Annotated in this window: 22 protein-coding genes, 1 pseudogene and 1 riboswitch; of the genes and pseudogenes, 12 read left to right on the top strand and 11 right to left on the bottom strand. The window is 52.8% G+C overall.

Annotated features, from left to right (window positions below; genetic code table 11):
• Nucleotides 1–4: 4 nt before the first annotated feature.
• The 7 genes from ftsL to ilvI all read right to left on the bottom strand — a co-directional run bounded on the left by ftsL (nt 5) and on the right by ilvI (nt 5,772).
• On the bottom strand, nt 5–370 hold the full coding sequence (gene ftsL, locus ACJHYO_RS21075; RefSeq protein WP_000625658.1) for a cell division protein FtsL: 366 nt from the start codon (nt 368–370) through the stop codon (nt 5–7).
• The gene (gene rsmH / locus ACJHYO_RS21070) at nt 367–1,308 is read right to left on the bottom strand and encodes a 16S rRNA (cytosine(1402)-N(4))-methyltransferase RsmH (RefSeq protein WP_000970479.1); all 942 of its coding nucleotides are present in this window, start codon (nt 1,306–1,308) and stop codon (nt 367–369) included. The genes ftsL and rsmH overlap by 4 nt, the downstream gene beginning before the upstream one ends.
• Before the next feature lies 1 nt (nt 1,309).
• Nucleotides 1,310–1,768: a division/cell wall cluster transcriptional repressor MraZ gene (gene mraZ / locus ACJHYO_RS21065; RefSeq protein WP_001295770.1), complete on the bottom strand. Its 459-nt coding sequence runs from the start codon at nt 1,766–1,768 to the stop codon at nt 1,310–1,312.
• A 601-nt stretch (nt 1,769–2,369) separates the two neighbouring features.
• Nucleotides 2,370–3,374, bottom strand: coding sequence for a catabolite repressor/activator (gene cra, locus ACJHYO_RS21060; protein WP_000762401.1), 1,005 nt, complete (start codon nt 3,372–3,374; stop codon nt 2,370–2,372).
• Nucleotides 3,375–3,455: 81 nt separating this feature from the next.
• The gene (locus ACJHYO_RS21055; RefSeq protein ID WP_001303787.1) at nt 3,456–3,542 is read right to left on the bottom strand and encodes a fruR/shl operon leader peptide; all 87 of its coding nucleotides are present in this window, start codon (nt 3,540–3,542) and stop codon (nt 3,456–3,458) included.
• An 11-nt stretch (nt 3,543–3,553) separates the two neighbouring features.
• Nucleotides 3,554–4,045, bottom strand: coding sequence for an acetolactate synthase small subunit (ilvN, locus tag ACJHYO_RS21050; protein WP_001252744.1), 492 nt, complete (start codon nt 4,043–4,045; stop codon nt 3,554–3,556).
• Nucleotides 4,046–4,047: 2 nt separating this feature from the next.
• Nucleotides 4,048–5,772: an acetolactate synthase 3 large subunit gene (gene ilvI, locus ACJHYO_RS21045; RefSeq protein ID WP_085455679.1), complete on the bottom strand. Its 1,725-nt coding sequence runs from the start codon at nt 5,770–5,772 to the stop codon at nt 4,048–4,050.
• Nucleotides 5,773–5,890: 118 nt separating this feature from the next.
• Here ilvI and ACJHYO_RS21040 point away from each other — a divergent pair.
• Nucleotides 5,891–5,929: pseudogene (locus ACJHYO_RS21040) on the top strand (hypothetical protein).
• 160 nt (nt 5,930–6,089) lie between these two features.
• On the opposite strand, the gene leuO reads toward ACJHYO_RS21040, so the two are convergent.
• Nucleotides 6,090–7,034: a transcriptional regulator LeuO gene (leuO, locus tag ACJHYO_RS21035; protein ID WP_001295767.1), complete on the bottom strand. Its 945-nt coding sequence runs from the start codon at nt 7,032–7,034 to the stop codon at nt 6,090–6,092.
• Nucleotides 7,035–7,691: 657 nt separating this feature from the next.
• On the opposite strand from leuO, the gene leuL reads away from it, so the two are divergent.
• The 5 genes from leuL to leuD all read left to right on the top strand — a co-directional run bounded on the left by leuL (nt 7,692) and on the right by leuD (nt 12,551).
• Entirely contained in the window at nt 7,692–7,778 is an 87-nt protein-coding gene (gene leuL, locus ACJHYO_RS21030) for a leu operon leader peptide (RefSeq protein WP_001374869.1), read from the top strand.
• A 91-nt stretch (nt 7,779–7,869) separates the two neighbouring features.
• Nucleotides 7,870–9,441 carry a 2-isopropylmalate synthase gene (leuA, locus tag ACJHYO_RS21025; protein WP_000082831.1) on the top strand — a complete coding sequence of 524 codons (1,572 nt, stop codon included), beginning with the start codon at nt 7,870–7,872 and terminating at the stop codon, nt 9,439–9,441.
• Complete coding sequence (leuB, locus tag ACJHYO_RS21020; protein ID WP_000042365.1) at nt 9,441–10,532, top strand: 3-isopropylmalate dehydrogenase; 1,092 nt, start codon at nt 9,441–9,443, stop codon at nt 10,530–10,532. Before leuA ends, leuB begins: the two co-directional genes overlap by 1 nt.
• Nucleotides 10,533–10,534: 2 nt before the next feature.
• Nucleotides 10,535–11,935, top strand: coding sequence for a 3-isopropylmalate dehydratase large subunit (leuC, locus tag ACJHYO_RS21015; RefSeq protein ID WP_001140652.1), 1,401 nt, complete (start codon nt 10,535–10,537; stop codon nt 11,933–11,935).
• A gap of 10 nt (nt 11,936–11,945) precedes the next feature.
• Entirely contained in the window at nt 11,946–12,551 is a 606-nt protein-coding gene (gene leuD, locus ACJHYO_RS21010; protein WP_000818231.1) for a 3-isopropylmalate dehydratase small subunit, read from the top strand.
• A 107-nt stretch (nt 12,552–12,658) separates the two neighbouring features.
• On the opposite strand, the gene sgrT is transcribed toward leuD, so the two are convergent.
• Nucleotides 12,659–12,790, bottom strand: a complete 132-nt coding sequence (gene sgrT, locus ACJHYO_RS21005; protein ID WP_001248768.1) for a glucose uptake inhibitor SgrT — start codon at nt 12,788–12,790, stop codon at nt 12,659–12,661.
• A gap of 88 nt (nt 12,791–12,878) precedes the next feature.
• Here sgrT and sgrR point away from each other — a divergent pair, with 88 nt between their 5' ends.
• The 4 genes from sgrR to thiQ all read left to right on the top strand — a co-directional run bounded on the left by sgrR (nt 12,879) and on the right by thiQ (nt 17,949).
• Nucleotides 12,879–14,534, top strand: coding sequence for a DNA-binding transcriptional regulator SgrR (gene sgrR / locus ACJHYO_RS21000; protein WP_001468141.1), 1,656 nt, complete (start codon nt 12,879–12,881; stop codon nt 14,532–14,534).
• 33 nt (nt 14,535–14,567) lie between these two features.
• Nucleotides 14,568–14,667, top strand: a riboswitch (TPP riboswitch).
• Between the two features lie 30 nt (nt 14,668–14,697).
• Nucleotides 14,698–15,681 (top strand): thiamine ABC transporter substrate binding subunit, encoded by a 984-nt coding sequence (thiB, locus tag ACJHYO_RS20995; protein WP_001591521.1) that lies wholly within the window; start codon nt 14,698–14,700, stop codon nt 15,679–15,681.
• Nucleotides 15,657–17,267 carry a thiamine/thiamine pyrophosphate ABC transporter permease ThiP gene (gene thiP / locus ACJHYO_RS20990; RefSeq protein ID WP_001682559.1) on the top strand — a complete coding sequence of 537 codons (1,611 nt, stop codon included), beginning with the start codon at nt 15,657–15,659 and terminating at the stop codon, nt 17,265–17,267. Before thiB ends, thiP begins: the two co-directional genes overlap by 25 nt.
• Entirely contained in the window at nt 17,251–17,949 is a 699-nt protein-coding gene (thiQ, locus tag ACJHYO_RS20985; protein ID WP_000916297.1) for a thiamine ABC transporter ATP-binding protein ThiQ, read from the top strand. The genes thiP and thiQ overlap by 17 nt, the downstream gene beginning before the upstream one ends.
• Nucleotides 17,950–18,062: 113 nt before the next feature.
• Here thiQ and ACJHYO_RS20980 read toward each other — a convergent pair whose 3' ends face one another.
• Together ACJHYO_RS20980 and araC are read right to left on the bottom strand one after the other, a co-directional pair.
• A complete protein-coding gene (locus tag ACJHYO_RS20980; RefSeq protein WP_001148423.1) occupies nt 18,063–18,827 on the bottom strand; it encodes a DedA family protein in 765 nt (254 codons plus the stop codon).
• 85 nt (nt 18,828–18,912) lie between these two features.
• Nucleotides 18,913–19,791: an arabinose operon transcriptional regulator AraC gene (gene araC / locus ACJHYO_RS20975; protein WP_001561401.1), complete on the bottom strand. Its 879-nt coding sequence runs from the start codon at nt 19,789–19,791 to the stop codon at nt 18,913–18,915.
• A gap of 338 nt (nt 19,792–20,129) precedes the next feature.
• Here araC and araB point away from each other — a divergent pair, with 338 nt between their 5' ends.
• Both araB and araA read left to right on the top strand, forming a co-directional pair.
• Nucleotides 20,130–21,830 (top strand): ribulokinase, encoded by a 1,701-nt coding sequence (araB, locus tag ACJHYO_RS20970; protein ID WP_085455678.1) that lies wholly within the window; start codon nt 20,130–20,132, stop codon nt 21,828–21,830.
• 10 nt (nt 21,831–21,840) lie between these two features.
• Nucleotides 21,841–23,343: an L-arabinose isomerase gene (gene araA, locus ACJHYO_RS20965; protein WP_000151734.1), complete on the top strand. Its 1,503-nt coding sequence runs from the start codon at nt 21,841–21,843 to the stop codon at nt 23,341–23,343.
• Nucleotides 23,344–23,580 lie beyond the last annotated feature (237 nt).

Genomic DNA, 23,580 nt, shown 5'->3' with positions numbered 1-23,580 from the left:
ATCCTTATTTTTGCACTACGATATTTTCTTGTGACGGATCAACATGCTGCATTTGCAGCTTTTCCGTGGCTATCCTTTCCACCCGGCTATGGTCGCCGAGCGCATTCTCTTCAAGGATCAGGTTGCGCCATTCAATGTCTAAAGCATCTCGCTCCAGCACCAGTTGTTCGCGCTGAGCGGTCAGTAAACGGGTATGGTGCGCCGTGGTTACCACGGTCACCGCCGTCAAAATAATGCAAATGAACAGGCAGAGTGGCAGCTTCCCAAATCGCAAAAGATCGTCACCGATAACACCAGGCAATGCATGGCGCTCGTGGCTTCCCATCGATCCTTTAACTTTGCTTAGAGCTTCTGTCACTCTGCTGATCATGCGTTCGTCCTCTCTGCAATACGCAGAACTGAACTACGGGCACGAGGGTTCTCAGCCACCTCTTCTTCGCCCGGCATCAACTTACCTAGTGCTCGCAACTGACGGCCCCCCAGTTTTTTGAGCTGCTCTTCTGTCATCGGTAACCCTGCCGGAACTTGCGGACCGCGGCTGTTTTCACGCATAAAACGTTTCACAATGCGGTCTTCAAGTGAGTGGAAGCTGATGATCGAAAGCCGCCCACCCGGGGCCAGCACATTGAGCGAGCTTTTTAGCGCCTGCTCTATCTCCTCCAGTTCACTGTTTACCCAAATGCGCACCGCCTGGAAGGTACGGGTCGCGGGATGTTTAAACTTATCTTTCACCGGCGTTGCGGCAGCCACGACTTCCGCCAGTTCTTTGGTGCGGGTCATCGGCTGTTCGCGGTTACGCTCGACAATGGCGCGGGCAATGCGTTTGGCAAAACGCTCTTCACCATAGGTTTTCAATACCCAGGCGATATCGGCTTCTTCTGCGGTTTGTAGCCATTCAGCGGCTGACTGCCCACGGGTTGGGTCCATACGCATGTCCAGCGGACCATCGCGCATAAAGGAAAAGCCGCGCTCAGCATCATCAAGTTGCGGTGAAGAGACGCCAAGATCGAGGAGAATGCCGTCGATCTTGCCGATAAGATCGCGCTCGGCAACGTATTCGCCCAGCGCGGAGAAAGGTCCGTGGATGATGGAGAAGCGCGGATCATCAATAGTCTTCGCAACGGCGATAGCCTGCGGGTCGCGATCGATCGCCAGCAAACGCCCCTCTTCGCCAAGCTGCGAGAGGATCAGACGTGAGTGACCACCGCGACCAAAAGTCCCATCAATGTAGATGCCATCAGGACGGATATTGAGGCCATTAACGGCTTCATCCAGCAGCACCGTAGTATGTTTATAGTTTTCCATCATTTTATAGAGACAAGTCCTGCAGTCGCTCCGATAAGTCTCCGGTAGCCAACTGCTCTGCGTCGATATCTTCCTTGACCTGTTGATGCCAGGTTGTTTCATCCCACAGCTCAAACTTGTTGAACTGTCCAACCAGCATCACTTCTTTTGTCAGCCCGGCATGTTGCCGCAGTACTGGCGCGATTAACAATCGACCTGCGCCATCCATCTGACATTCGCTGGCATGACCTAACAGTAGGCGCTGCACACGGCGCTCAACCGGGTTCATGCTCGACAGACGCGATAATTTTTGCTCGATAATTTCCCATTCAGGCAGGGGGTAAAGCAGCAGGCACGGGTGATGAATGTCAATGGTGCAAACCATTTGACCGGCAGCGTTCTCAAGCAGCTGTTCCCGATAACGGGTAGGCACTGATAAGCGCCCTTTGCTGTCGAGATTGACTAACGTTGCTCCCCGGAACATGCCAGCCTCACCCCTTATTCCCACTTTGCCCCACAATTTCCCACTGAAAGGAGTTTACGGAGCGGAGGAAAAGCTTGTCAAGCCAGTCACAAGGCATACCGAGGTAAAAAACCCGATGTTTACGGCTAATATCAGCGTTGTTTATTTTACGTCCAACGTGCGAAGCAAATTAACGTTATGAATAGCTGTAAGAAAAAATCCCTCATCGTCATCACCGTTTTAAAATGACTCACTATTTTCCACAGCAAATATAAAGTGTCAGTTTGCGACGCGAGCGGCATTTTAGGACATATCTTCTCTGGTTAACAGTCCCTGTTGCGTCTGTGTGGCGCTTGATGCCAGCAGGTTTGCGCAAAAACAAAGAAAAGTGTTTGTTAAATCGGCAATTCATCTCTGCATGTAACAAAATAATGCAAAAACGCGCTGTCAATATCATTTAATTATTGTGAATTTCAGCAGGTGAGTTAATTAACGGGCGGGTTTAAAAGCATTTATCAATAATAGCCAGGAATAGTCTTATTTACTTTAAGGATATTGATGTCCATTCCCGTACTCAACGCGCCAGAGAGAAATTCACCTGGCGCGTACTTTTGTTCGCGGCTTAGCTACGGCTGAGCACGCCGCGGCGATAGAGATTACGTTTAATGCGCGTTAAACCAGGTTTTGGCTTACGCGGTTCATCGAGGCTCGCCAGGACAATCTCCAGCACACGTTCTGCGACATCGCGGTGACGTTGAGCCACTGCCAGCACCGGGCACTGTAAGAAGTCGAGCAGTTCGTTATCGCCAAAGGTGGCAATTGCCAGGTCAGAAGGCAGTTTGCCGTCGCGACGTAGCGTGACATCCATCACCCCTTGCAACAGCGCAAACGACGTTGTGAACAGCGCCTGCGGCATCGGATGCGTTTCCAGCCATTTTTCGAATAACTGGGCAGCTGCCTCCCGCTCATAGCTGTTGGCATAAAGGAAATGCACTTCGCGCGGATCATCTTTCCAGGCAGTACGGAAGCCTTGTTCACGCAGGAAGCTGACAGAAAGCTCCGGCAGCGCGCCAAGATAAAGCACCGTCTCGGCGGGAAACTTACGTAACTCTTCCGCCAGCATTTCGGCATCATCCTGATCGGCACCAACCACGCTGGTGAAGTGTTCACGATCGAGGGCGCGGTCCAGCGCGACAATCGGGAACGGGTCGTTAGCCCAGCGTTGATAAAAAGGATGCTCAGGTGGCAACGACGTCGAAACAATAATGGCATCAACCTGACGCTGTAAAAGGTGCTCAATGCAGCGCATTTCGTTGTCGGGCTGATCTTCCGAGCAGGCAATCAGCAGTTGATAACCCCGTTGCCGCGCCTGGCGTTCAAGATAGTTAGCGATGCGGGTATAGCTGGTGTTCTCCAGATCGGGGATCACAAGACCAATAGAACGTGTGCGTCCAGCACGAAGCCCAGCTGCCACGGCGTTCGGGTGGTAATTGTGCTCACGCACCACAGCCATGACTTTTTCAACGGTTTTGTCGCTCACACGGTATTGCTTCGCTTTGCCGTTAATAACATAGCTTGCAGTGGTCCGCGACACTCCCGCCAGCCGAGCGATTTCATCCAGTTTCACAATTGCCCCTTGCGTAAAATGTAAAAACCATAGCCATTGTACTGGTATGGATTAAATTCATTAACATCTAAGCGCAGAAAATTAACTGCGGCAACTGCTTTTATTCCAGGTTCCCACTGATTTCGCAAAAAAAGCCCAACGTGACATGTTGGGCTGCAAATTGCGCATTGAGATCATTCTCAACGCATTATTTTATCGCCGCGCGAAAGTCCGACCACACCAGAGCGAGCAACTTCCACAATTTTCGCCACATCGCGAATCGATGCTAAAAATGCATCAAGCTTATCGCTGGTGCCTGCTAATTGAACGGTATAAAGCGAGGGTGTGACATCGATAATTTGCCCACGGAATATTTCCGTATTACGTTTCACTTCGTCACGCCCGTAACCGCTGGCCTGAATTTTCACCAGCATGATTTCCCGCTCAACGTGCGCGCCCTGCCCCAACTCGCTCACGCGCAAGACATCGACCAGCTTGTGTAATTGCTTTTCGATTTGCTCAAGCACTTTTTCATCGCCCACGGTCTGGATGGTCATACGCGATAATGTCGGATCGTCGGTTGGCGCAACGGTCAGGCTTTCAATGTTGTAGCCACGCTGGGAAAAAAGGCCAATCACGCGGGATAACGCGCCTGATTCATTTTCGAGTAAGACTGATAATATCCGGCGCATAATCAGGTTCTCTCCGTTTTGCTTAACCACATTTCATCCATTCCGCCCCCGCGAATCTGCATCGGGTAGACGTGCTCACTGCCATCGACGGTAACATCAACAAACACCAGGCGATTATTGCGCACCTGTTCCAGCGCCTCGCTAAGTTTGCTTTCCAGTTCTTGCGGATGAGAGATCTGGATCCCGACGTGACCATAGGCTTCCGCCAGACGGACGAAGTCTGGTAAGGACTGCATATAAGATTGTGAATGACGGCCGGAATAGATCATGTCCTGCCACTGCTTCACCATCCCCAGATAGCGGTTATTGAGATTCACCACCAGTACGGGCAACTCATATTGCAACGCGGTAGACAGTTCCTGGATGTTCATCTGAATACTGCCGTCACCAGTGACGCAAACCACGGTTTCTTCTGGCAACGCCATTTTGACGCCCAGTGCCGCAGGTAAACCAAAACCCATCGTGCCGAGGCCGCCAGAGTTGATCCAGCGACGCGGTTTGTCGAATGGATAATAAAGCGCAGCAAACATCTGGTGCTGCCCGACATCGGACGTCACGTAAGCGTCCCCATGAGTCAACCGCCAAAGAGTCTCGATCACCGCCTGCGGTTTAATCTTTTCACTGTGAGTGTCATATTTCAGGCACTGACGAGCGCGCCACTGTTCAATCTGCTGCCACCAGTCGCGGATCTCATCCAGCGGTTGATGGGCGGATTCTTGCGACAGGAGTTCAAGCATTTGTTCTAGGACCTGGCGAGCATCCCCCACAATCGGGATATCAGCAGTCACGGTTTTAGAAATTGAGGTTGGATCAATATCGATATGCAGAACAGTGGCATTTGGGCAGTACTTTGCCAGATTGTTCGTCGTTCGGTCATCAAAACGTACCCCGACGGCGAAAATCACATCCGCGTTATGCATCGTCATATTGGCTTCGTAGGTACCGTGCATTCCCAACATGCCCAGTGCCTGGCGATGCGTTGCCGGAAACGCCCCCAGCCCCATCAAAGAGGAAACAACGGGCAGATTCAACACCTCCACCGCTTCTTTCAACTGCAGATGGCAGCCCGCCGTGATTGCCCCACCGCCTACGTAGACAACCGGTTTTTTTGCCGCCACCAGCGTTTGCAGAGCGCGCTTAATTTGCCCTTTATGCCCGGAGGTCGTGGGATTGTAAGAACGCATACTGACCGACTCCGGCCAGACATAGGGTAATTTGTTCGCCGCATTTAGAATATCTTTCGGTAAATCAACGACCACGGGTCCAGGACGACCACTTGCCGCTAGCCAGAAAGCCTTTTTCAGCACCTGCGGAATGTCTTCCGTTTGCTTAACCAGAAAACTGTGTTTAACCACCGGGCGAGAAATCCCCACCATGTCGCACTCCTGAAAGGCATCATAACCTATCAACGAGGTCGCTACCTGCCCGGAAAGGACAACTAATGGAATGGAATCCATATAAGCGGTGGCAATGCCAGTAATCGCATTGGTCGCCCCTGGACCCGACGTTACCAGCACGACGCCGACTTCCCCGGTCGCGCGCGCCAGACCATCGGCCATATGCACCGCCGCCTGCTCATGGCGAACTAAAACATGATCGATACCACCCACGGTATGCAATGCATCGTAAATATCAAGGACCGCGCCTCCAGGATAACCGAATACTTGTTTAACGCCCTGATCGATAAGCGATCGGACGACCATCTCGGCTCCAGACAACATCTCCATGGCCTGCCTCACTGTTTGACGGAAAAAATGTGTAAAACACATTAACCGTCCGATCTTGCTTAAGCAATTGGCAGACAGAGACATAAACACGGGGTAATAAGAATAAACAGGAGGAAAGGTGAAAAGAAACGATAAAATCCTCCATTACAGAGGATGAAATTGATAATAAATCGGCTGAATCCTACAACTTACAGCAATTTCTCTATTTTTTTAATTAATCCTAAAATAGAGAGCACAAACATTCAGAATAAAATTCTACATTCAATAAAAAATGCAGAATAAACCAGACATTGATGTCTGACCTATTCTGCATTCAGTTAGCGTTTGCAAATTGAGACTAATTGCTCTTCCATCCACTGATGGCCTTTATCGCGCCCGGCAGCTTCATGCCAGGAGAGATAACAGGTTCTGCTGTTTTGTTTTAACGGCAGCGGTAATACCTGTAACTCTAAGGATTCAGCGAACTCTTCAGCCAACCAACGCGGCGCAATAGCGACCAGATGCGTTTGCGACACCACGCTAAGTACGCTCATCATTGCCATGCCCTGATACGCGATACTGGCTTGCTTATCTACCGTGTCATACCAGGTTTGACTAAATGATGCGAAACGATCGAGCGAAACCGCAGCGTGTTGTTCGTTATAAACATCATGCTTCAGTAACGGGCCTTTAATTGTTGGATGATTTTTGCTGGCTACCAACACCATTTCATCTTTAAATAATGGCACACTGGTAAATTCAGGGCGATGGAAGTCTTCATAACTAATCACAAACTCCGTTTCCTGATAACGCAGCTGATGTTCAGTGTTCTGATTTAATGAAGACTTGAACATAACATGTATATTTGGCGCAATCTGCTCAATGTGATTATAAATCTGCGAGGTCAGAATGCTGTCTAACGGGCTGCAAACACAAAGATGAAATACACGTTCACTGCTCGCGGGTTCAAAACCTGAACCAGGCAATTCATTTTGTACTAGTTGCAATGCCTGACGAACTGAGCCAAAAAGTTGAAATGCGCGAGCAGTCGGTTGAATACCACGGCCATAACGAACAAAAAGCTCGTCATTAAACATCACCTTCAGGCGTGCAACAGCGTTACTGACCGCAGGTTGCGACATTCCCAGAGCATGAGCGGCACGGGTGATGTTTTGCTCCTGCATCACGGCATCGAAAACGGTTAATAAGTTGAGATCGACCATGCGTAGCTGTGGCTTGCTTAACTCCGCCGTCTCTGGATGATCTGTTTGTACCTCTGGCATACTTAACTCCACTGTCACACTTAACTCCCTTTCCCTTATTGGAATGCAGAGAAATAATCCTCGAGAATATGATTTATCATGCATATAAAATAAGAAAAAGCAAAATGAGTAAAATTAGGAAAACATAAAGATACAGGTTCTGATAAAAACAGAATCCACTGCCGAGCAAAGAGTTATTTACTACAGCATAATAATCCATAATGTTTTTGTTGCGAAAACAATCTAATCATAACTACCACGAATACTCAATCATCCACAAAATGGATTAAATGTGCTTTTTAATAATTAATTTATATGTTTAATGCATTAATTCTTAACATTAATTGATCAATAATATTCAGCAAATGAATATCAAAAAATTCGCAAAACATATAATTCAATACAAATCATCAGGATAGGTTTTGTAACGCGTGCATTTTATCCCCCTTTCCCTCGTTGATTAGATGCAAAAAATTATTCTGAAATATGTCAACCGATGAAAAGCATCGGCGGTTAAGCAGAAATTAATATCGCTTGTTTTAACCACCGCAGCACAATTAGCTAATTTTACGGATGCCGAACTCACAATGGCGTGACGTTTTTATTGCTTCAGGGTTGACATCCGTTTTTGTATCCAGTAACTCTAAAAGCATATCGCATTCATCTGGAGCTGATTTAATGACTCACATCGTTCGCTTTATCGGTCTACTACTACTAAACGCATCTTTTTTGCGCGGTAGACGAGTGAGCGGCATCCAGCATTAAGCCAGCACGCAGTCAAACAAAAACCCGCGCCATTGCGCGGGTTTTTTTATGCCCGAAGCGAGGCGCTCAAAAAGAGACAAGGACCCAAACCATGAGCCAGCAAGTCATTATTTTCGATACCACATTGCGCGACGGTGAACAGGCGTTACAGGCAAGCTTGAGTGTGAAAGAAAAACTGCAAATTGCGCTGGCCCTTGAGCGTATGGGTGTTGACGTGATGGAAGTCGGTTTCCCCGTCTCTTCGCCGGGTGATTTTGAATCAGTGCAGACCATCGCTCGCCAGGTTAAAAACAGCCGTGTATGCGCGTTAGCTCGCTGCGTGGAAAAAGATATTGACGTGGCAGCCGAATCCCTGAAAGTCGCCGAAGCCTTCCGTATCCATACTTTTATTGCCACTTCGCCAATGCACATCGCCACCAAGCTGCGCAGCACGCTGGACGAAGTGATCGAACGCGCTATCTATATGGTGAAACGCGCCCGTAATTACACCGATGATGTTGAATTTTCTTGCGAAGATGCCGGACGCACCCCAATTGCCGATCTGGCGCGAGTGGTCGAAGCGGCGATTAATGCCGGTGCCACCACCATCAACATTCCAGACACCGTGGGCTACACCATGCCATTTGAGTTCGCCGGAATCATCAGCGGCCTGTATGAACGCGTACCCAACATCGACAAAGCCATTATTTCCGTACATACCCACGACGATTTGGGCCTGGCGGTCGGCAACTCACTGGCGGCGGTACATGCCGGAGCACGGCAGATAGAAGGCGCAATGAACGGGATCGGCGAGCGTGCCGGTAACTGTTCCCTTGAAGAAGTCATCATGGCGATCAAAGTTCGTAAGGATATTCTCAACGTCCACACCGCCATCAATCACCAGGAGATATGGCGCACCAGCCAGTTAGTTAGCCAGATTTGTAATATGCCGATCCCGGCAAACAAAGCCATTGTTGGCAGCGGCGCATTCGCACACTCCTCCGGTATCCACCAGGATGGTGTACTGAAAAACCGCGAAAACTACGAAATCATGACACCAGAATCTATTGGTCTGAACCAAATCCAGCTGAATCTGACCTCTCGTTCGGGGCGTGCGGCGGTGAAACATCGCATGGATGAGATGGGATATAAAGAAAGTGAATATAATTTAGACAACCTGTACGACGCTTTCCTGAAGCTGGCGGACAAAAAAGGCCAGGTGTTTGATTACGATCTGGAGGCGCTGGCCTTCATCGGTAAGCAGCAAGAAGAGCCGGAGCATTTCCGTCTGGATTACTTCAGCGTGCAGTCAGGTTCTAACGATATTGCCACTGCCGCCGTCAAACTGGCCTGTGGCGAAGAAGTCAAAGCAGAAGCTGCCAACGGTAACGGTCCGGTCGATGCCGTCTACCAGGCGATAAACCGCATCACTGACTATAACGTCGAACTGGTGAAATACAGCCTGACCGCCAAAGGCCACGGTAAAGATGCGCTGGGTCAGGTGGATATTGTCGCCAACTACAACGGTCGCCGCTTCCACGGCGTCGGCCTGGCCACCGATATTGTCGAGTCCTCCGCCAAAGCCATGGTGCACGTACTGAACAATATCTGGCGTGCCGCAGAAGTCGAAAAAGAGTTGCAACGCAAAGCTCAACACAACGAAAACAACAAGGAAACCGTGTGATGTCGAAGAATTACCATATTGCCGTATTGCCGGGGGACGGTATTGGTCCGGAAGTGATGACCCAGGCGCTGAAAGTGCTGGATGCCGTGCGCAACCGATTTGCGATGCGTATCACCACCAGCCATTACGATGTAGGCGGCGCCGCCATTGATAACCACGGGCAGCCACTGCCGCCTGCGACAGTTGAAGGTTGCGAGCAAGCCGATGCCGTGTTGTTTGGCTCGGTAGGTGGCCCCAAATGGGAACATTTACCACCAGACCAACAACCGGAACGTGGCGCACTGCTGCCTTTGCGTAAACACTTCAAATTATTCAGCAATCTGCGTCCGGCAAAACTGTATCAGGGGCTGGAAGCGTTCTGCCCACTGCGTGCTGACATTGCCGCAAACGGCTTTGACATCCTGTGTGTGCGCGAACTGACCGGCGGCATCTATTTCGGTCAGCCAAAAGGCCGCGAAGGTAGCGGACAATATGAAAAAGCGTTTGATACCGAGGTGTACCACCGTTTTGAGATCGAGCGTATTGCCCGCATCGCATTTGAATCTGCCCGCAAGCGTCGCCACAAAGTCACCTCAATCGACAAAGCCAACGTGCTGCAATCCTCTATTTTATGGCGGGAGATCGTTAACGAGATCGCCACGGAATACCCGGACGTCGAACTGACGCATATGTACATCGACAACGCCACCATGCAGCTGATTAAAGATCCATCACAGTTTGACGTCTTGCTGTGCTCCAACCTGTTTGGCGACATTCTGTCTGATGAGTGCGCAATGATCACTGGCTCAATGGGGATGTTGCCTTCCGCCAGCCTGAACGAGCAAGGTTTTGGTCTGTATGAACCGGCGGGCGGCTCGGCACCCGATATCGCAGGTAAAAATATCGCCAACCCGATTGCACAAATTCTGTCGCTGGCGCTGCTGCTGCGTTACAGCCTGGATGCCGATGATGCGGCTTCCGCCATTGAACGCGCCATTAACCGCGCATTAGAAGAAGGCATTCGCACCGGGGATTTAGCCCGTGGCGCTGCCGCCGTTAGTACCGATGAAATGGGCGATATCATTGCCCGCTATGTGGCAGAAGGGGTGTAATCATGGCTAAGACGTTATACGAAAAATTATTCGACGCTCACGTAGTGTACGAAGCCGAAAACGAAACCCCGCTGTTATATATCGACCGCCACCTGGTGCATGAAGTGACCTCACCGCAGGCGTTCGATGGTCTGCGCGCCCACGGTCGCCCGGTACGTCAGCCGGGCAAAACCTTCGCCACCATGGATCACAACGTCTCTACCCAGACGAAAGACATTAATGCCTGCGGTGAAATGGCGCGCATCCAGATGCAGGAGCTGATCAAAAACTGCAAAGAATTTGGCGTCGAGCTGTATGACCTGAATCACCCGTATCAGGGGATCGTCCACGTAATGGGGCCGGAACAGGGCGTGACCTTGCCGGGGATGACCATTGTCTGCGGCGACTCACATACCGCCACCCACGGCGCGTTTGGCGCACTGGCCTTTGGTATCGGCACTTCCGAAGTTGAACACGTACTGGCAACGCAAACCCTGAAACAGGGCCGGGCGAAGACCATGAAAATTGAAGTCCAGGGCAAAGCCGCGCCGGGCATTACCGCAAAAGATATCGTGCTGGCAATTATTGGTAAAACCGGCAGCGCAGGCGGTACCGGGCATGTGGTGGAATTTTGCGGCGAAGCAATCCGTGATTTAAGCATGGAAGGTCGTATGACCCTGTGCAATATGGCAATCGAAATGGGCGCAAAAGCCGGTCTGGTTGCACCGGACGAAACCACCTTTAACTATGTCAAAGGCCGTCTGCATGCGCCGAAAGGCAAAGATTTCGACGACGCCGTTGCCTACTGGAAAACCCTGCAAACCGACGAAGGAGCAACTTTCGATACCGTTGTCACTCTGCAAGCAGAAGAGATTTCGCCGCAGGTCACCTGGGGCACCAATCCAGGCCAGGTGATTTCTGTGAACGACAATATTCCCGATCCGGCTTCGTTTGCCGATCCGGTTGAACGCGCGTCGGCAGAAAAAGCGCTGGCCTATATGGGGCTGAAACCGGGTATTCCGCTGACAGAAGTGGCTATCGACAAAGTGTTTATTGGTTCCTGTACTAACTCGCGTATTGAAGATTTACGCGCGGCAGCGGAAATCGCCAAAGGCCGGAAAGTCGCGCCAGGCGTACAAGCGCTGGTGGTTCCCGGCTCCGGTCCGGTTAAAGCCCAGGCGGAAGCGGAAGGTCTGGACAAAATTTTTATCGAAGCTGGTTTTGAATGGCGCTTGCCAGGTTGTTCAATGTGCCTGGCGATGAACAACGACCGCCTGAATCCGGGCGAACGTTGCGCCTCCACCAGCAACCGTAACTTTGAAGGCCGCCAGGGGCGCGGCGGGCGCACGCATCTGGTCAGTCCGGCAATGGCTGCCGCCGCGGCTGTGACCGGACATTTCGCCGACATTCGCAACATTAAATAAGGAGCACACCATGGCAGAGAAATTTATCAAACACACCGGCCTGGTCGTTCCGCTGGATGCCGCTAATGTCGACACAGATGCCATTATCCCGAAACAGTTTTTGCAGAAAGTCACGCGTACGGGTTTTGGCGCGCATCTGTTTAACGACTGGCGTTTTCTGGATGAAAAAGGCCAACAGCCAAACCCGGACTTCGTGCTGAACTTCCCGCAGTATCAGGGCGCTTCCATTTTGCTGGCACGAGAAAACTTCGGCTGCGGTTCCTCGCGTGAGCACGCGCCGTGGGCATTGACCGATTACGGTTTTAAGGTGGTGATTGCGCCGAGTTTTGCTGACATCTTCTACGGCAATAGCTTTAACAACCAGCTGCTGCCGGTGAAATTAAGCGATGCAGAAGTGGATGAGCTGTTTGCGCTGGTGAAAGCCAATCCGGGGATTCATTTTGATGTAGACCTGGAAGCGCAAGAGGTGAAAGCGGGAGAGAAAACTTATCGCTTTACCATCGATGCCTTCCGCCGCCACTGCATGATGAACGGTCTGGACAGCATCGGCCTGACTCTGCAGCACGACGATGCTATTGCGTCTTATGAAGAGAAGCAACCGGCGTTTATGCGTTAGTTTGTACACCGTCCGGCACTCAATCGCCAAAAAGAAAAAAGCCAGCAGATAATCACTGCTGGCGTGGCGATTAACACCAATACTCAGTCACACATGATGTCCGCAAATCAGTAGTCAGAATGACTCCCCTCCCACTGCATCAGCTCTTCAAGCATGGTTAATCGTTGTGGGACGCTTAACCAACGCAACCAGCACAACTTCGCTGTCGCGGTAAAATAGTGCTGATAAAACTGACGCATGGGGCACCTCCTTGCTTCATCGTTAGGAATTATTGACTTAATATAGGGAAAATAAAATTGCTGTCTTTTGCGCAGGAGTTCCCCTTTTATGCCATCTGCTCGTCTGCAACAACAGTTCATCCGCCTGTGGCAATGCTGCGAGGGTAAATCTCAGGAGACCACTCTCAACGAACTGGCAGCGTTACTGAGTTGCTCGCGTCGTCATATGCGCACCCTGCTCAACACCATGCAGGATCGCGGCTGGCTGACGTGGGAAGCGGAAGTCGGGCGCGGTAAACGTTCACGCCTGACATTCCTCTATACCGGGCTGGCGCTTCAGCAACAGCGGGCGGAAGACCTGCTGGAGCAGGATCGTATCGACCAACTAGTGCAGTTGGTTGGCGACAAAGCGACTGTGCGGCAAATGCTGGTTTCTCATCTGGGCCGCAGCTTCCGCCAGGGACGGCACATCCTGCGCGTGCTCTACTATCGTCCGTTGCGTAATCTGCTACCTGGCAGCGCATTGCGCCGTTCTGAAACCCATATCGCCCGGCAAATCTTCAGTTCGCTAACGCGCATAAATGAGGAAAATGGGGAACTGGAAGCAGACATCGCACACCACTGGCAGCAAATATCACCGCTTCACTGGCGTTTCTTTTTGCGTCCAGGAGTCCATTTTCACCATGGTCGTGAACTGGAAATGGACGATGTGATCTCCTCTTTAAAACGAATCAATACGCTTCCGCTCTATTCGCATATTGCTGACATTGTGTCGCCGACGCCCTGGACGCTGGATATCCATCTCACGCAACCGGACCGCTGGTTGCCGTTACTGCTGGGGCAAGTTCCGGCAATGATCCTGCCGCGCGAATGGGAAACCCTCAGTAACTTTGCCAGCCATCCCATCGGCACCGGTCCGTATGCGGTGATCCGCAACAGCACCAATCAACTGAAAATTCAGGCATTCGATGACTTCTTCGGTTACCGGGCATTAATCGACGAAGTTAACGTCTGGGTTCTGCCGGAAATTGCCGACGAGCCAGCCGGAGGGCTGATGCTAAAAGGTCCACAGGGCGAGGAAAAAGAGATTGAAAGCCGCCTGGAGGAAGGTTGCTACTATTTACTGTTCGACAGCCGCACCCATCGAGGGGCGAATCAGCAAGTCAGAGACTGGGTAAGCTATGTGCTTTCTCCGACGAATCTGGTCTATTTCGCTGAGGAACAGTACCAGCAACTGTGGTTCCCGGCTTATGGACTGCTCCCCCGTTGGCACCATGCCCGCCCGACACATTGCGAAAAACCCGCGGGGCTGGAAAACCTTACCCTGACCTTTTATCAGGATCATATTGAACATCGGGTGATTGCCGGGATCATGCAGCAGATTCTGGCAAGTCACCAGGTCACGCTGAAAATCAAAGAGATCAGCTACGATCAGTGGCATGAAGGAGAGATCGAGAGCGATATCTGGCTTAACAGCGCCAACTTTACGCTGCCGCTGGATTTTTCGCTGTTCGCGCACTTGTGCGAGGTGCCGCTGCTCCAACACTGTATTCCGATCGACTGGCAAGCCGACGCCGCCCGCTGGCGCAATGGCGAAATGAACCTGGCGAACTGGTGCCAGCAACTGGTCGCCAGCAAAGCAATGGTGCCACTTATCCACCACTGGCTGATCATTCAGGGGCAACGTAGTATGCGCGGCCTGCGCATGAACACCCTCGGCTGGTTCGATTTTAAATCAGCGTGGTTTGCACCACCGGATCCATGATTGCTGGTTGATAACAAAATCACTACACTAACGCCGTTCTCAACGGGGTGCCACGCAGCCGCGTGCGCTGAGAAAATACCCGTCGAACCTGATCCGGATAACGCCGGCGAAGGGATTTGAGGCTCCTTCTCAAGTCCTTTGCCACTCTTTTGTGAGGTGCAAAGTGTTAAAAAAATGTCTTCCCCTGCTGTTGCTGTGCACAGCGCCTGTTTTCGCTAAACCTGTTCTGACTGTTTATACCTACGATTCCTTTGCCGCTGACTGGGGACCTGGTCCGGTAGTCAAAAAAGCCTTTGAAGCAGACTGTAATTGCGAACTGAAACTGGTGGCGCTGGAAGATGGCGTTTCGCTGCTCAACCGTCTACGGATGGAAGGCAAAAACAGCAAAGCCGATGTGGTGCTGGGGCTGGATAACAACCTGCTGGACGCCGCCAGCAAAACCGGGTTGTTTGCCAAAAGCGGCGTAGCGACAGAGGCTGTAAACGTTCCCGGCGGCTGGAATAATGACACTTTCGTACCGTTTGATTACGGCTATTTCGCCTTCGTCTATGACAAGAACAAACTGAAAAATCCGCCGCAAAGCCTGAAAGAACTGGTTGAGAGCGATCAGAACTGGCGGGTGATTTATGAAGATCCACGTACCAGTACGCCGGGGCTGGGTCTGTTGCTATGGATGCAAAAAGTCTATGGCGATAACGCCCCGCAAGCCTGGCAGAAACTGGCGAAGAAAACTGTCACGGTCACCAAAGGCTGGAGCGAAGCCTACGGCCTGTTTTTAAAAGGCGAAAGCGATCTGGTACTGAGTTACACCACCTCTCCGGCTTATCACATTCTCGAAGAGAAGAAAGATAACTACGCCGCCACAAACTTTAGCGAAGGTCACTATCTGCAGGTGGAAGTTGCCGCCCGCACCGCTGCCAGCAAGCAGCCAGAGCTGGCGCAAAAATTCCTCCAGTTTATGGTTTCTCCGGCTTTTCAGAATGCGATCCCAACCGGCAACTGGATGTATCCGGTAGCAAACGTCACTCTGCCTGCAGGATTTGAACAATTGACCAAACCAGCCACCACGCTAGAGTTCACACCCGCCGAAGTGGCGGCACAACGTCAGGCATGGATTAGCGAATGGCAACGCGCCGTCAGCCGTTAATTCCCGGCTGGTTAATTCCAGGCGTAAGCGCCGCCACGCTGGTGGTAGCGGTTGCACTGGCGGCGTTTCTCGCCCTGTGGTGGAACGCGCCGCAGGGTGACTGGGTGGCAGTCTGGCAGGACAGCTACCTGTGGCATGTGGTGCGCTTCTCCTTCTGGCAGGCGTTTCTCTCGGCGCTGCTCTCTGTCGTACCCGCAATATTCCTCGCCCGCGCCCTCTATCGCAGGCGCTTTCCTGGGCGACAGATGCTGTTGCGTCTGTGCGCAATGACCTTGATCCTCCCGGTGCTGGTTGCTGTTTTCGGCATTCTTAGCGTCTATGGTCGCCAGGGCTGGCTGGCCTCGCTCTGGCAATCACTTGGTCTGGAGTGGACCTTTTCGCCCTACGGCCTGCAAGGCATTTTGCTGGCCCATGTGTTTTTTAATCTGCCGATGGCTAGCCGTTTATTACTCCAGGCACTGGAAAACATTCCCGGCGAACAACGTCAGCTTGCCGCCCAACTTGGGATGCGCGGCTGGCATTTTTTCCGTTTCGTCGAATGGCCGTGGTTACGGCGACAAATCCCGCCGGTTGCCGCACTAATCTTTATGCTCTGTTTCGCCAGCTTCGCCACCGTGCTATCGCTGGGCGGCGGTCCGCAGGCGACCACTATCGAGCTGGCAATCTATCAGGCACTGAGTTACGACTACGATCCTGCCCGCGCGGCAATGCTGGCGCTGATCCAGATGGTGTGCTGCCTCGGGCTGGTGCTGTTGAGTCAGCGATTGAGTAAGGCCATTGCGCCTGGTACCACACTGCTGCAAGGCTGGCGCGACCCGGACGATCGTCTGCATAGTCGCATTTGCGACACGGCGTTAATTGTGCTGGCGCTGCTGCTGTTGCTGCCACCGTTACTGGCGGTGATCGTCGATGGGGTAAATCGCCAGTTGCCGGAAGTGCTGGCACAACCGGTGCTGTGGCAGGCGCTGTGGACCTCGTTGCGTATTGCGCTGGCGGCAGGCGTATTGTGCGTAGTGCTGACCATGATGCTGCTATGGAGCAGTCGCGAACTTCGGGCGCGGCAGAAAATGCTGGCGGGTCAGGCGCTGGAGATGAGCGGCATGTTGATCCTCGCCATGCCGGGGATTGTGCTGGCTACGGGCTTCTTTTTACTGCTCAACAACACTATCGGCCTGCCACAATCTGCTGACGGCATTGTGATTTTCACCAATGCGTTAATGGCAATCCCTTATGCGCTGAAAGTGCTGGAAAACCCGATGCGCGATATCACCGCCCGCTACAGCATGTTGTGTCAGTCGCTGGGCATTGAAGGCTGGTCACGCTTAAAAGTGGTGGAGCTGCGCGCCCTGAAACGTCCACTGGCGCAGGCGCTGGCCTTTGCTTGTGTGCTGTCGATTGGTGATTTTGGCGTGGTGGCATTGTTCGGTAACGATGATTTCCGTACCCTGCCGTTTTATCTCTACCAGCAAATTGGCTCCTATCGCAGCCAGGACGGCGCGGTCACCGCGTTAATTCTGCTGCTGCTCTGTTTTCTGCTGTTTACCGTGATTGAAAAAATACCGGGGCGAAATGTTAAAACTGACTGATATCACCTGGCTTTACCACCATTTGCCGATGCGTTTTAGCTTAACGGTGGAACGCGGCGAGCAGGTGGCTATCCTCGGGCCAAGCGGCGCGGGTAAAAGTACCCTGCTTAATTTGATCGCCGGTTTTCTGACGCCAGCCAGCGGTTCGCTGACTATCGACGGCGTAGATCACACCACGACGCCGCCGTCACGCCGTCCGGTGTCGATGCTGTTTCAGGAGAACAACCTGTTCAGCCACCTGACGGTCGCGCAGAACATCGGGCTGGGGCTAAATCCGGGGTTGAAACTAAATGCGGCGCAGCAGAAGAAAATGCACGCGATTGCCCACCAGATGGGGATTGATAATTTAATGGCGCGGTTACCTGGCGAGCTTTCCGGCGGTCAGCGACAGCGCGTGGCGTTAGCGCGTTGTCTGGTACGCGAACAGCCCATTTTATTGCTCGATGAACCGTTTTCCGCACTCGATCCGGCGCTACGTCAGGAGATGCTGACGCTGGTGAGTTCGAGCTGCCAACAGCAAAAAATGACGCTCTTGATGGTGTCGCACAGTGTGGAAGATGCGGCGCGGATCGCCACGCGCTCGGTGGTGGTCGCCGACGGGCGTATCGCCTGGCAGGGTAAGACCGATGAGTTGTTGAGCGGTAAGGCGAGTGCTTCGGCGCTGTTGGGAATTAAAGGTTAATATGCACTGTCGGATGCGGCGTGAACGCCTTATCCGACCTACAGGTAGTGCGTTTTGTAGGCCTGATAAGACGCGGCAAGCGTCGCATCAGGCAACCCGCACAAAGCTATCCTCTAAACCCCAACCACTTTACGCAAAATATCGATATACACCGGCATCAACGGGTGGCGAATTAACACCACCAGCGCCACCACGCCGATGGCAGAAATCAACGGAGTCAGCCACAACAAACGACCGCGGGACAAATAATGACTCAAACGGTCAGTCGCTTTACCGCTGCGCCATAACCGCCAGCACAGCCAGCCTCCAACCCACAAAAACACCGCTGTTGCCAGCAGCAACCATTTAAACTCACCGCTCTGCATCCCGGCAGGAATATCGATCGCCGCACCCGCCAGAATCCCCGGCAGGAAGTAAAACGGTGGCCACAGCAAGCAGCCGATAATATTCGGCGTAATAAATTTTGCCACCGGGAGATCCAGCATTCCCGCCACCATTGGTACCAGCGGACGCGTCGGGCCGACAAAACGACCGACCAGAATGGTGAACATGCTGTGCTGATGCAGCGCATGTTCGGTTTTATCGAGTAATGCTTTGTTCTTCTTCAGAAATGACCAGCGATGCAACGGCTTTTTAAAACGCCAGCCCAGCCAGAAGGAGATCCAGTCGCCCATCAGGCAGCCAATAATCCCCGCCAGCCAGGCGTACCAGAAACTTAACTCACCGCTACCAATCAGCGCTCCCAGCCCCGCCATCAGCACCGTACCGGGCAGAATCAAACCGACCAGCGCCAGCGACTCCAGAAAGGCCACCAACACCACCGCCATCAATGAATACACGGTGGATTGGGTAATAAAGTGTTCCAGCAATGCTTGCATAATGTGCCTGTCAAATGGACGAAGCAGGGATTCTGCAAACCCTATGCTACTCCGTCAAGCCGTCAATTATCTGATTCGTTACCAATTATGACAACTTGGCGGCTACATCATTCACTTTTTCTTCACAACCGGCACGGAACTCGCTCGGGCTGGCCCCGGTGCATTTTTTAAATACTCGCGAGAAATAGAGTTGATCATCAAAACCGACATTGCGACCGACGGTGGCGATAGGCATCCGGGTGGTGCTCAAAAGCAGCTTCGCCTGACTGATGCGCTGGTCCTCGCGCCAGCTTAATACGCTAATCCCTAACTGCTGGCGGAACAAATGCGACAGACGCGACGGCGACAGGCAGACATGCTGTGCGACGCTGGCGATATCAAAATTACTGTCTGCCAGGTGATCGCTGATGTACTGACAAGCCTCGCGTACCCGATTATCCATCGGCGGATGAAGCGACTCGTTAATCGCTTCCATGCGCCGCAGTAACAATTGCTCAAGCAGATTTATCGCCAGCAATTCCGAATAGCGCCCTTCCCCTTGTCCGGCATTAATGATTTGCCCAAACAGGTCGCTGAAATGCGGCTGGTGCGCTTCATCCGGGCGAAAGAAACCGGTATTGGCAAATATCGACGGCCAGTTAAGCCATTCATGCCAGTAGGCGCGCGGACGAAAGTAAACCCACTGGTGATACCATTCGCGAGCCTCCGGATGACGACCGTAGTGATGAATCTCTCCAGGCGGGAACAGCAAAATATCACCCGGTCGGCAGACAAATTCTCGTCCCTGATTTTTCACCACCCCCTGACCGCGAATGGTGAGATTGAGAATATAACCTTTCATTCCCAGCGGTCGGTCGATAAAAAAATCGAGATAACCGTTGGCCTCAATCGGCGTTAAACCCGCCACCAGATGGGCGTTAAACGAGTATCCCGGCAGCAGGGGATCATTTTGCGCTTCAGCCATACTTTTCATACTCCCGCCATTCAGAGAAGAAACCAATTGTCCATATTGCATCAGACATTGCCGTCACTGCGTCTTTTACTGGCTCTTCTCGCTAACCCAACCGGTAACCCCGCTTATTAAAAGCATTCTGTAACAAAGCGGGACCAAAGCCATGACAAAAACGCGTAACAAAAGTGTCTATAATCACGGCAGAAAAGTCCACATTGATTATTTGCACGGCGTCACACTTTGCTATGCCATAGCATTTTTATCCATAATATTAGCGGATCCAGCCTGACGTTTTTTTTCGCAACTCTCTACTGTTTCTCCATACCCGTTTTTTTGGATGGAGTGAAACGATGGCGATTGCAATTGGCCTCGATTTTGGCAGTGATTCTGTGCGAGCTTTGGCGGTGGAATGTGCCACCGGTGAAGAGATCGCCACCAGCGTAGAGTGGTATCCCCGTTGGCAGAACGGGCAATTTTGTGATGCCCCGAATAACCAGTTCCGTCATCATCCGCGTGACTACATTGAGTCAATGGAAGCGGCGCTGAAAACTGTGCTTGCAGAGCTTAGCGTCGAACAGCGCGCAGCTGTGGTCGGGATTGGCGTTGACACAACCGGCTCGACGCCCGCACCGATTGACGCCGACGGTAACGTGCTGGCGCTGCGCCCGGAGTTTGCAGAAAACCCGAACGCGATGTTCGTATTGTGGAAAGACCACACCGCGGTTGAAGAAGCGGAAGAGATTACCCGCTTATGTCACACGCCGGGCAACGTTGACTACTCCCGCTATATTGGCGGTATTTATTCCAGCGAATGGTTCTGGGCAAAAATCCTGCATGTAACTCGCCAGGACAACGCCGTGGCACAATCTGCCGCATCATGGATTGAGCTGTGCGACTGGGTGCCCGCCCTGCTCAGTGGCACCACGCGCCCGCAGGATATTCGTCGCGGACGTTGCAGCGCCGGACATAAATCGCTGTGGCACGAAAGCTGGGGCGGCCTGCCGCCAGCCAGTTTCTTTGATGAGCTGGACCCAATCCTCAATCGCCATTTACCTTCCCCGCTGTTCACTGAAACCTGGACTGCCGATATTCCGGTGGGCACCTTATGCCCGGAATGGGCGCAGCGTCTCGGCCTGCCTGAAAGCGTGGTGATTTCCGGCGGCGCGTTTGACTGCCATATGGGCGCAGTTGGCGCAGGCGCACAGCCTAACGCACTGGTAAAAGTTATCGGTACTTCCACCTGCGACATTCTGATTGCCGACAAACAGAGCGTTGGCGAGCGGGCAGTGAAAGGTATTTGCGGTCAGGTTGATGGCAGCGTGGTGCCTGGATTTATCGGTCTGGAAGCAGGCCAATCGGCATTTGGGGATATCTACGCCTGGTTTGGACGCATACTCAGCTGGCCGCTGGAACAGCTTGCCGCCCAGCATCCGGAACTGAAAGAGCAAATCAACGCCAGCCAGAAACCACTGCTTCCGGCGCTGACCGAAGCATGGGCCAAAAATCCGTCTCTGGATCACCTGCCGGTGGTGCTCGACTGGTTTAACGGTCGCCGCACGCCAAACGCTAACCAACGCCTGAAAGGAGTGATTACCGATCTGAACCTCGCCACCGACGCTCCGCTGCTGTTCGGCGGTTTAATTGCCGCCACCGCCTTTGGCGCACGCGCAATTATGGAGTGCTTCACCGATCAGGGGATCGCCGTCAATAACGTGATGGCGCTGGGCGGCATCGCGCGGAAAAACCAGGTCATTATGCAGGCCTGCTGCGACGTGCTGAATCGCCCGCTGCAAATTGTTGCCTCTGACCAGTGCTGTGCGCTCGGTGCGGCGATTTTTGCTGCTGTCGCCGCGAAAGTGCACGCAGACATCCCATCAGCCCAGCAAAAAATGGCCAGTGCGGTAGAGAAAACCCTGCAACCGCGCAGCGAACAGGCACAACGCTTTGAACAGCTTTATCGCCGCTATCAGCAATGGGCGATGAGCGCCGAACAACACTATCTTCCAACTTCCGCCCCGGCACAGGCTGCCCAGGCCGTTCCGACTCTATAAGGACACGACAATGACGATTTTTGATAATTATGAAGTGTGGTTTGTAATTGGCAGCCAGCATCTTTACGGCCCGGAGACTCTGCGCCAGGTGACGCAACATGCGGAACACGTTGTTAATGCACTGAATACAGAAGCGAAGTTGCCCTGCAAACTGGTGCTGAAACCGCTGGGCACCACGCCGGATGAAATCACCGCTATTTGCCGCGACGCGAATTACGACGATCGTTGCGCCGGGCTGGTAGTGTGGCTGCACACTTTCTCCCCGGCCAAAATGTGGATCAACGGCCTGACCATGCTCAACAAACCGTTGCTGCAATTCCACACCCAGTTCAACGCGGCGCTGCCGTGGGACAGCATCGACATGGACTTTATGAACCTGAACCAGACCGCGCATGGCGGTCGCGAGTTCGGCTTCATCGGCGCGCGTATGCGTCAACAACATGCCGTCGTTACCGGTCACTGGCAGGATAAACAAGCACATGAGCGTATCGGCTCCTGGATGCGTCAGGCGGTCTCTAAACAGGATACCCGTCATCTGAAAGTCTGCCGTTTTGGCGATAACATGCGTGAAGTAGCGGTCACCGATGGCGATAAAGTTGCCGCACAGATCAAGTTCGGTTTCTCCGTCAATACCTGGGCGGTTGGCGATCTGGTGCAGGTGGTGAACTCCATCAGCGACGGCGATGTTAACGCGCTGGTCGATGAGTACGAAAGCTGCTACACCATGACACCTGCCACACAAATCCACGGCGAAAAACGACAGAACGTGCTGGAAGCGGCGCGTATTGAGCTGGGGATGAAGCGTTTCCTGGAACAAGGTGGCTTCCACGCTTTCACAACTACCTTTGAAGATTTGCACGGCCTGAAACAGCTTCCGGGTCTGGCCGTACAGCGTCTGATGCAGCAGGGCTACGGCTTTGCGGGCGAAGGCGACTGGAAAACTGCCGCCCTGCTTCGCATCATGAAGGTGATGTCAACCGGTCTGCAGGGCGGCACCTCCTTTATGGAGGACTACACCTATCACTTCGAGAAAGGTAATGACCTGGTACTCGGCTCCCATATGCTGGAAGTCTGTCCGTCGATCGCTGTGGAAGAGAAACCGATCCTCGACGTTCAGCATCTCGGTATTGGCGGTAAAGACGATCCTGCCCGCCTGATCTTCAACACTCAAACCGGTCCAGCCATTGTCGCCAGCCTGATTGATCTCGGCGATCGTTACCGTCTGCTGGTTAACTGCATCGACACGGTGAAAACACCGCACTCCCTGCCGAAACTGCCGGTGGCGAATGCGCTGTGGAAAGCGCAACCGGATCTGCCGACCGCTTCCGAAGCGTGGATCCTTGCCGGTGGCGCGCACCATACCGTCTTCAGCCATGCGCTGAACCTCAACGATATGCGCCAGTTCGCCGAGATGCACGACATTGAAATCACAGTGATTGATAACGATACCCGCCTTCCAGCGTTTAAAGACGCGCTGCGCTGGAACGAAGTGTATTACGGATTTCGTCGCTAAGTAGCCGCATCAGGTATGTAACGCCTGATGCGACGCCGACGCGTCTTATCAGGCCTACACGCTGCGATTTTGTAGGCCAGATAAGCAAAGCGCATCCGGCATTCACCGCCTGATGCGGCGCTGGCGCGTCTTATCAGGCCTACGCGTTCCGGATTTGTAGGCCGGATAAGCAAAGCGCATCCGGCATTCACCGCCTGATGCGACGCCGACGCGTCTTATCAGGCCTACACGCTGCGA

This window comes from Escherichia sp. WS1118, assembly GCF_046487695.1.
Lineage (GTDB): Bacteria > Pseudomonadota > Gammaproteobacteria > Enterobacterales > Enterobacteriaceae > Escherichia > Escherichia coli.
The sequence above is the reverse complement of the archived record's forward strand: the minus strand, read 5'-3'. Positions and strand labels throughout refer to the sequence as shown.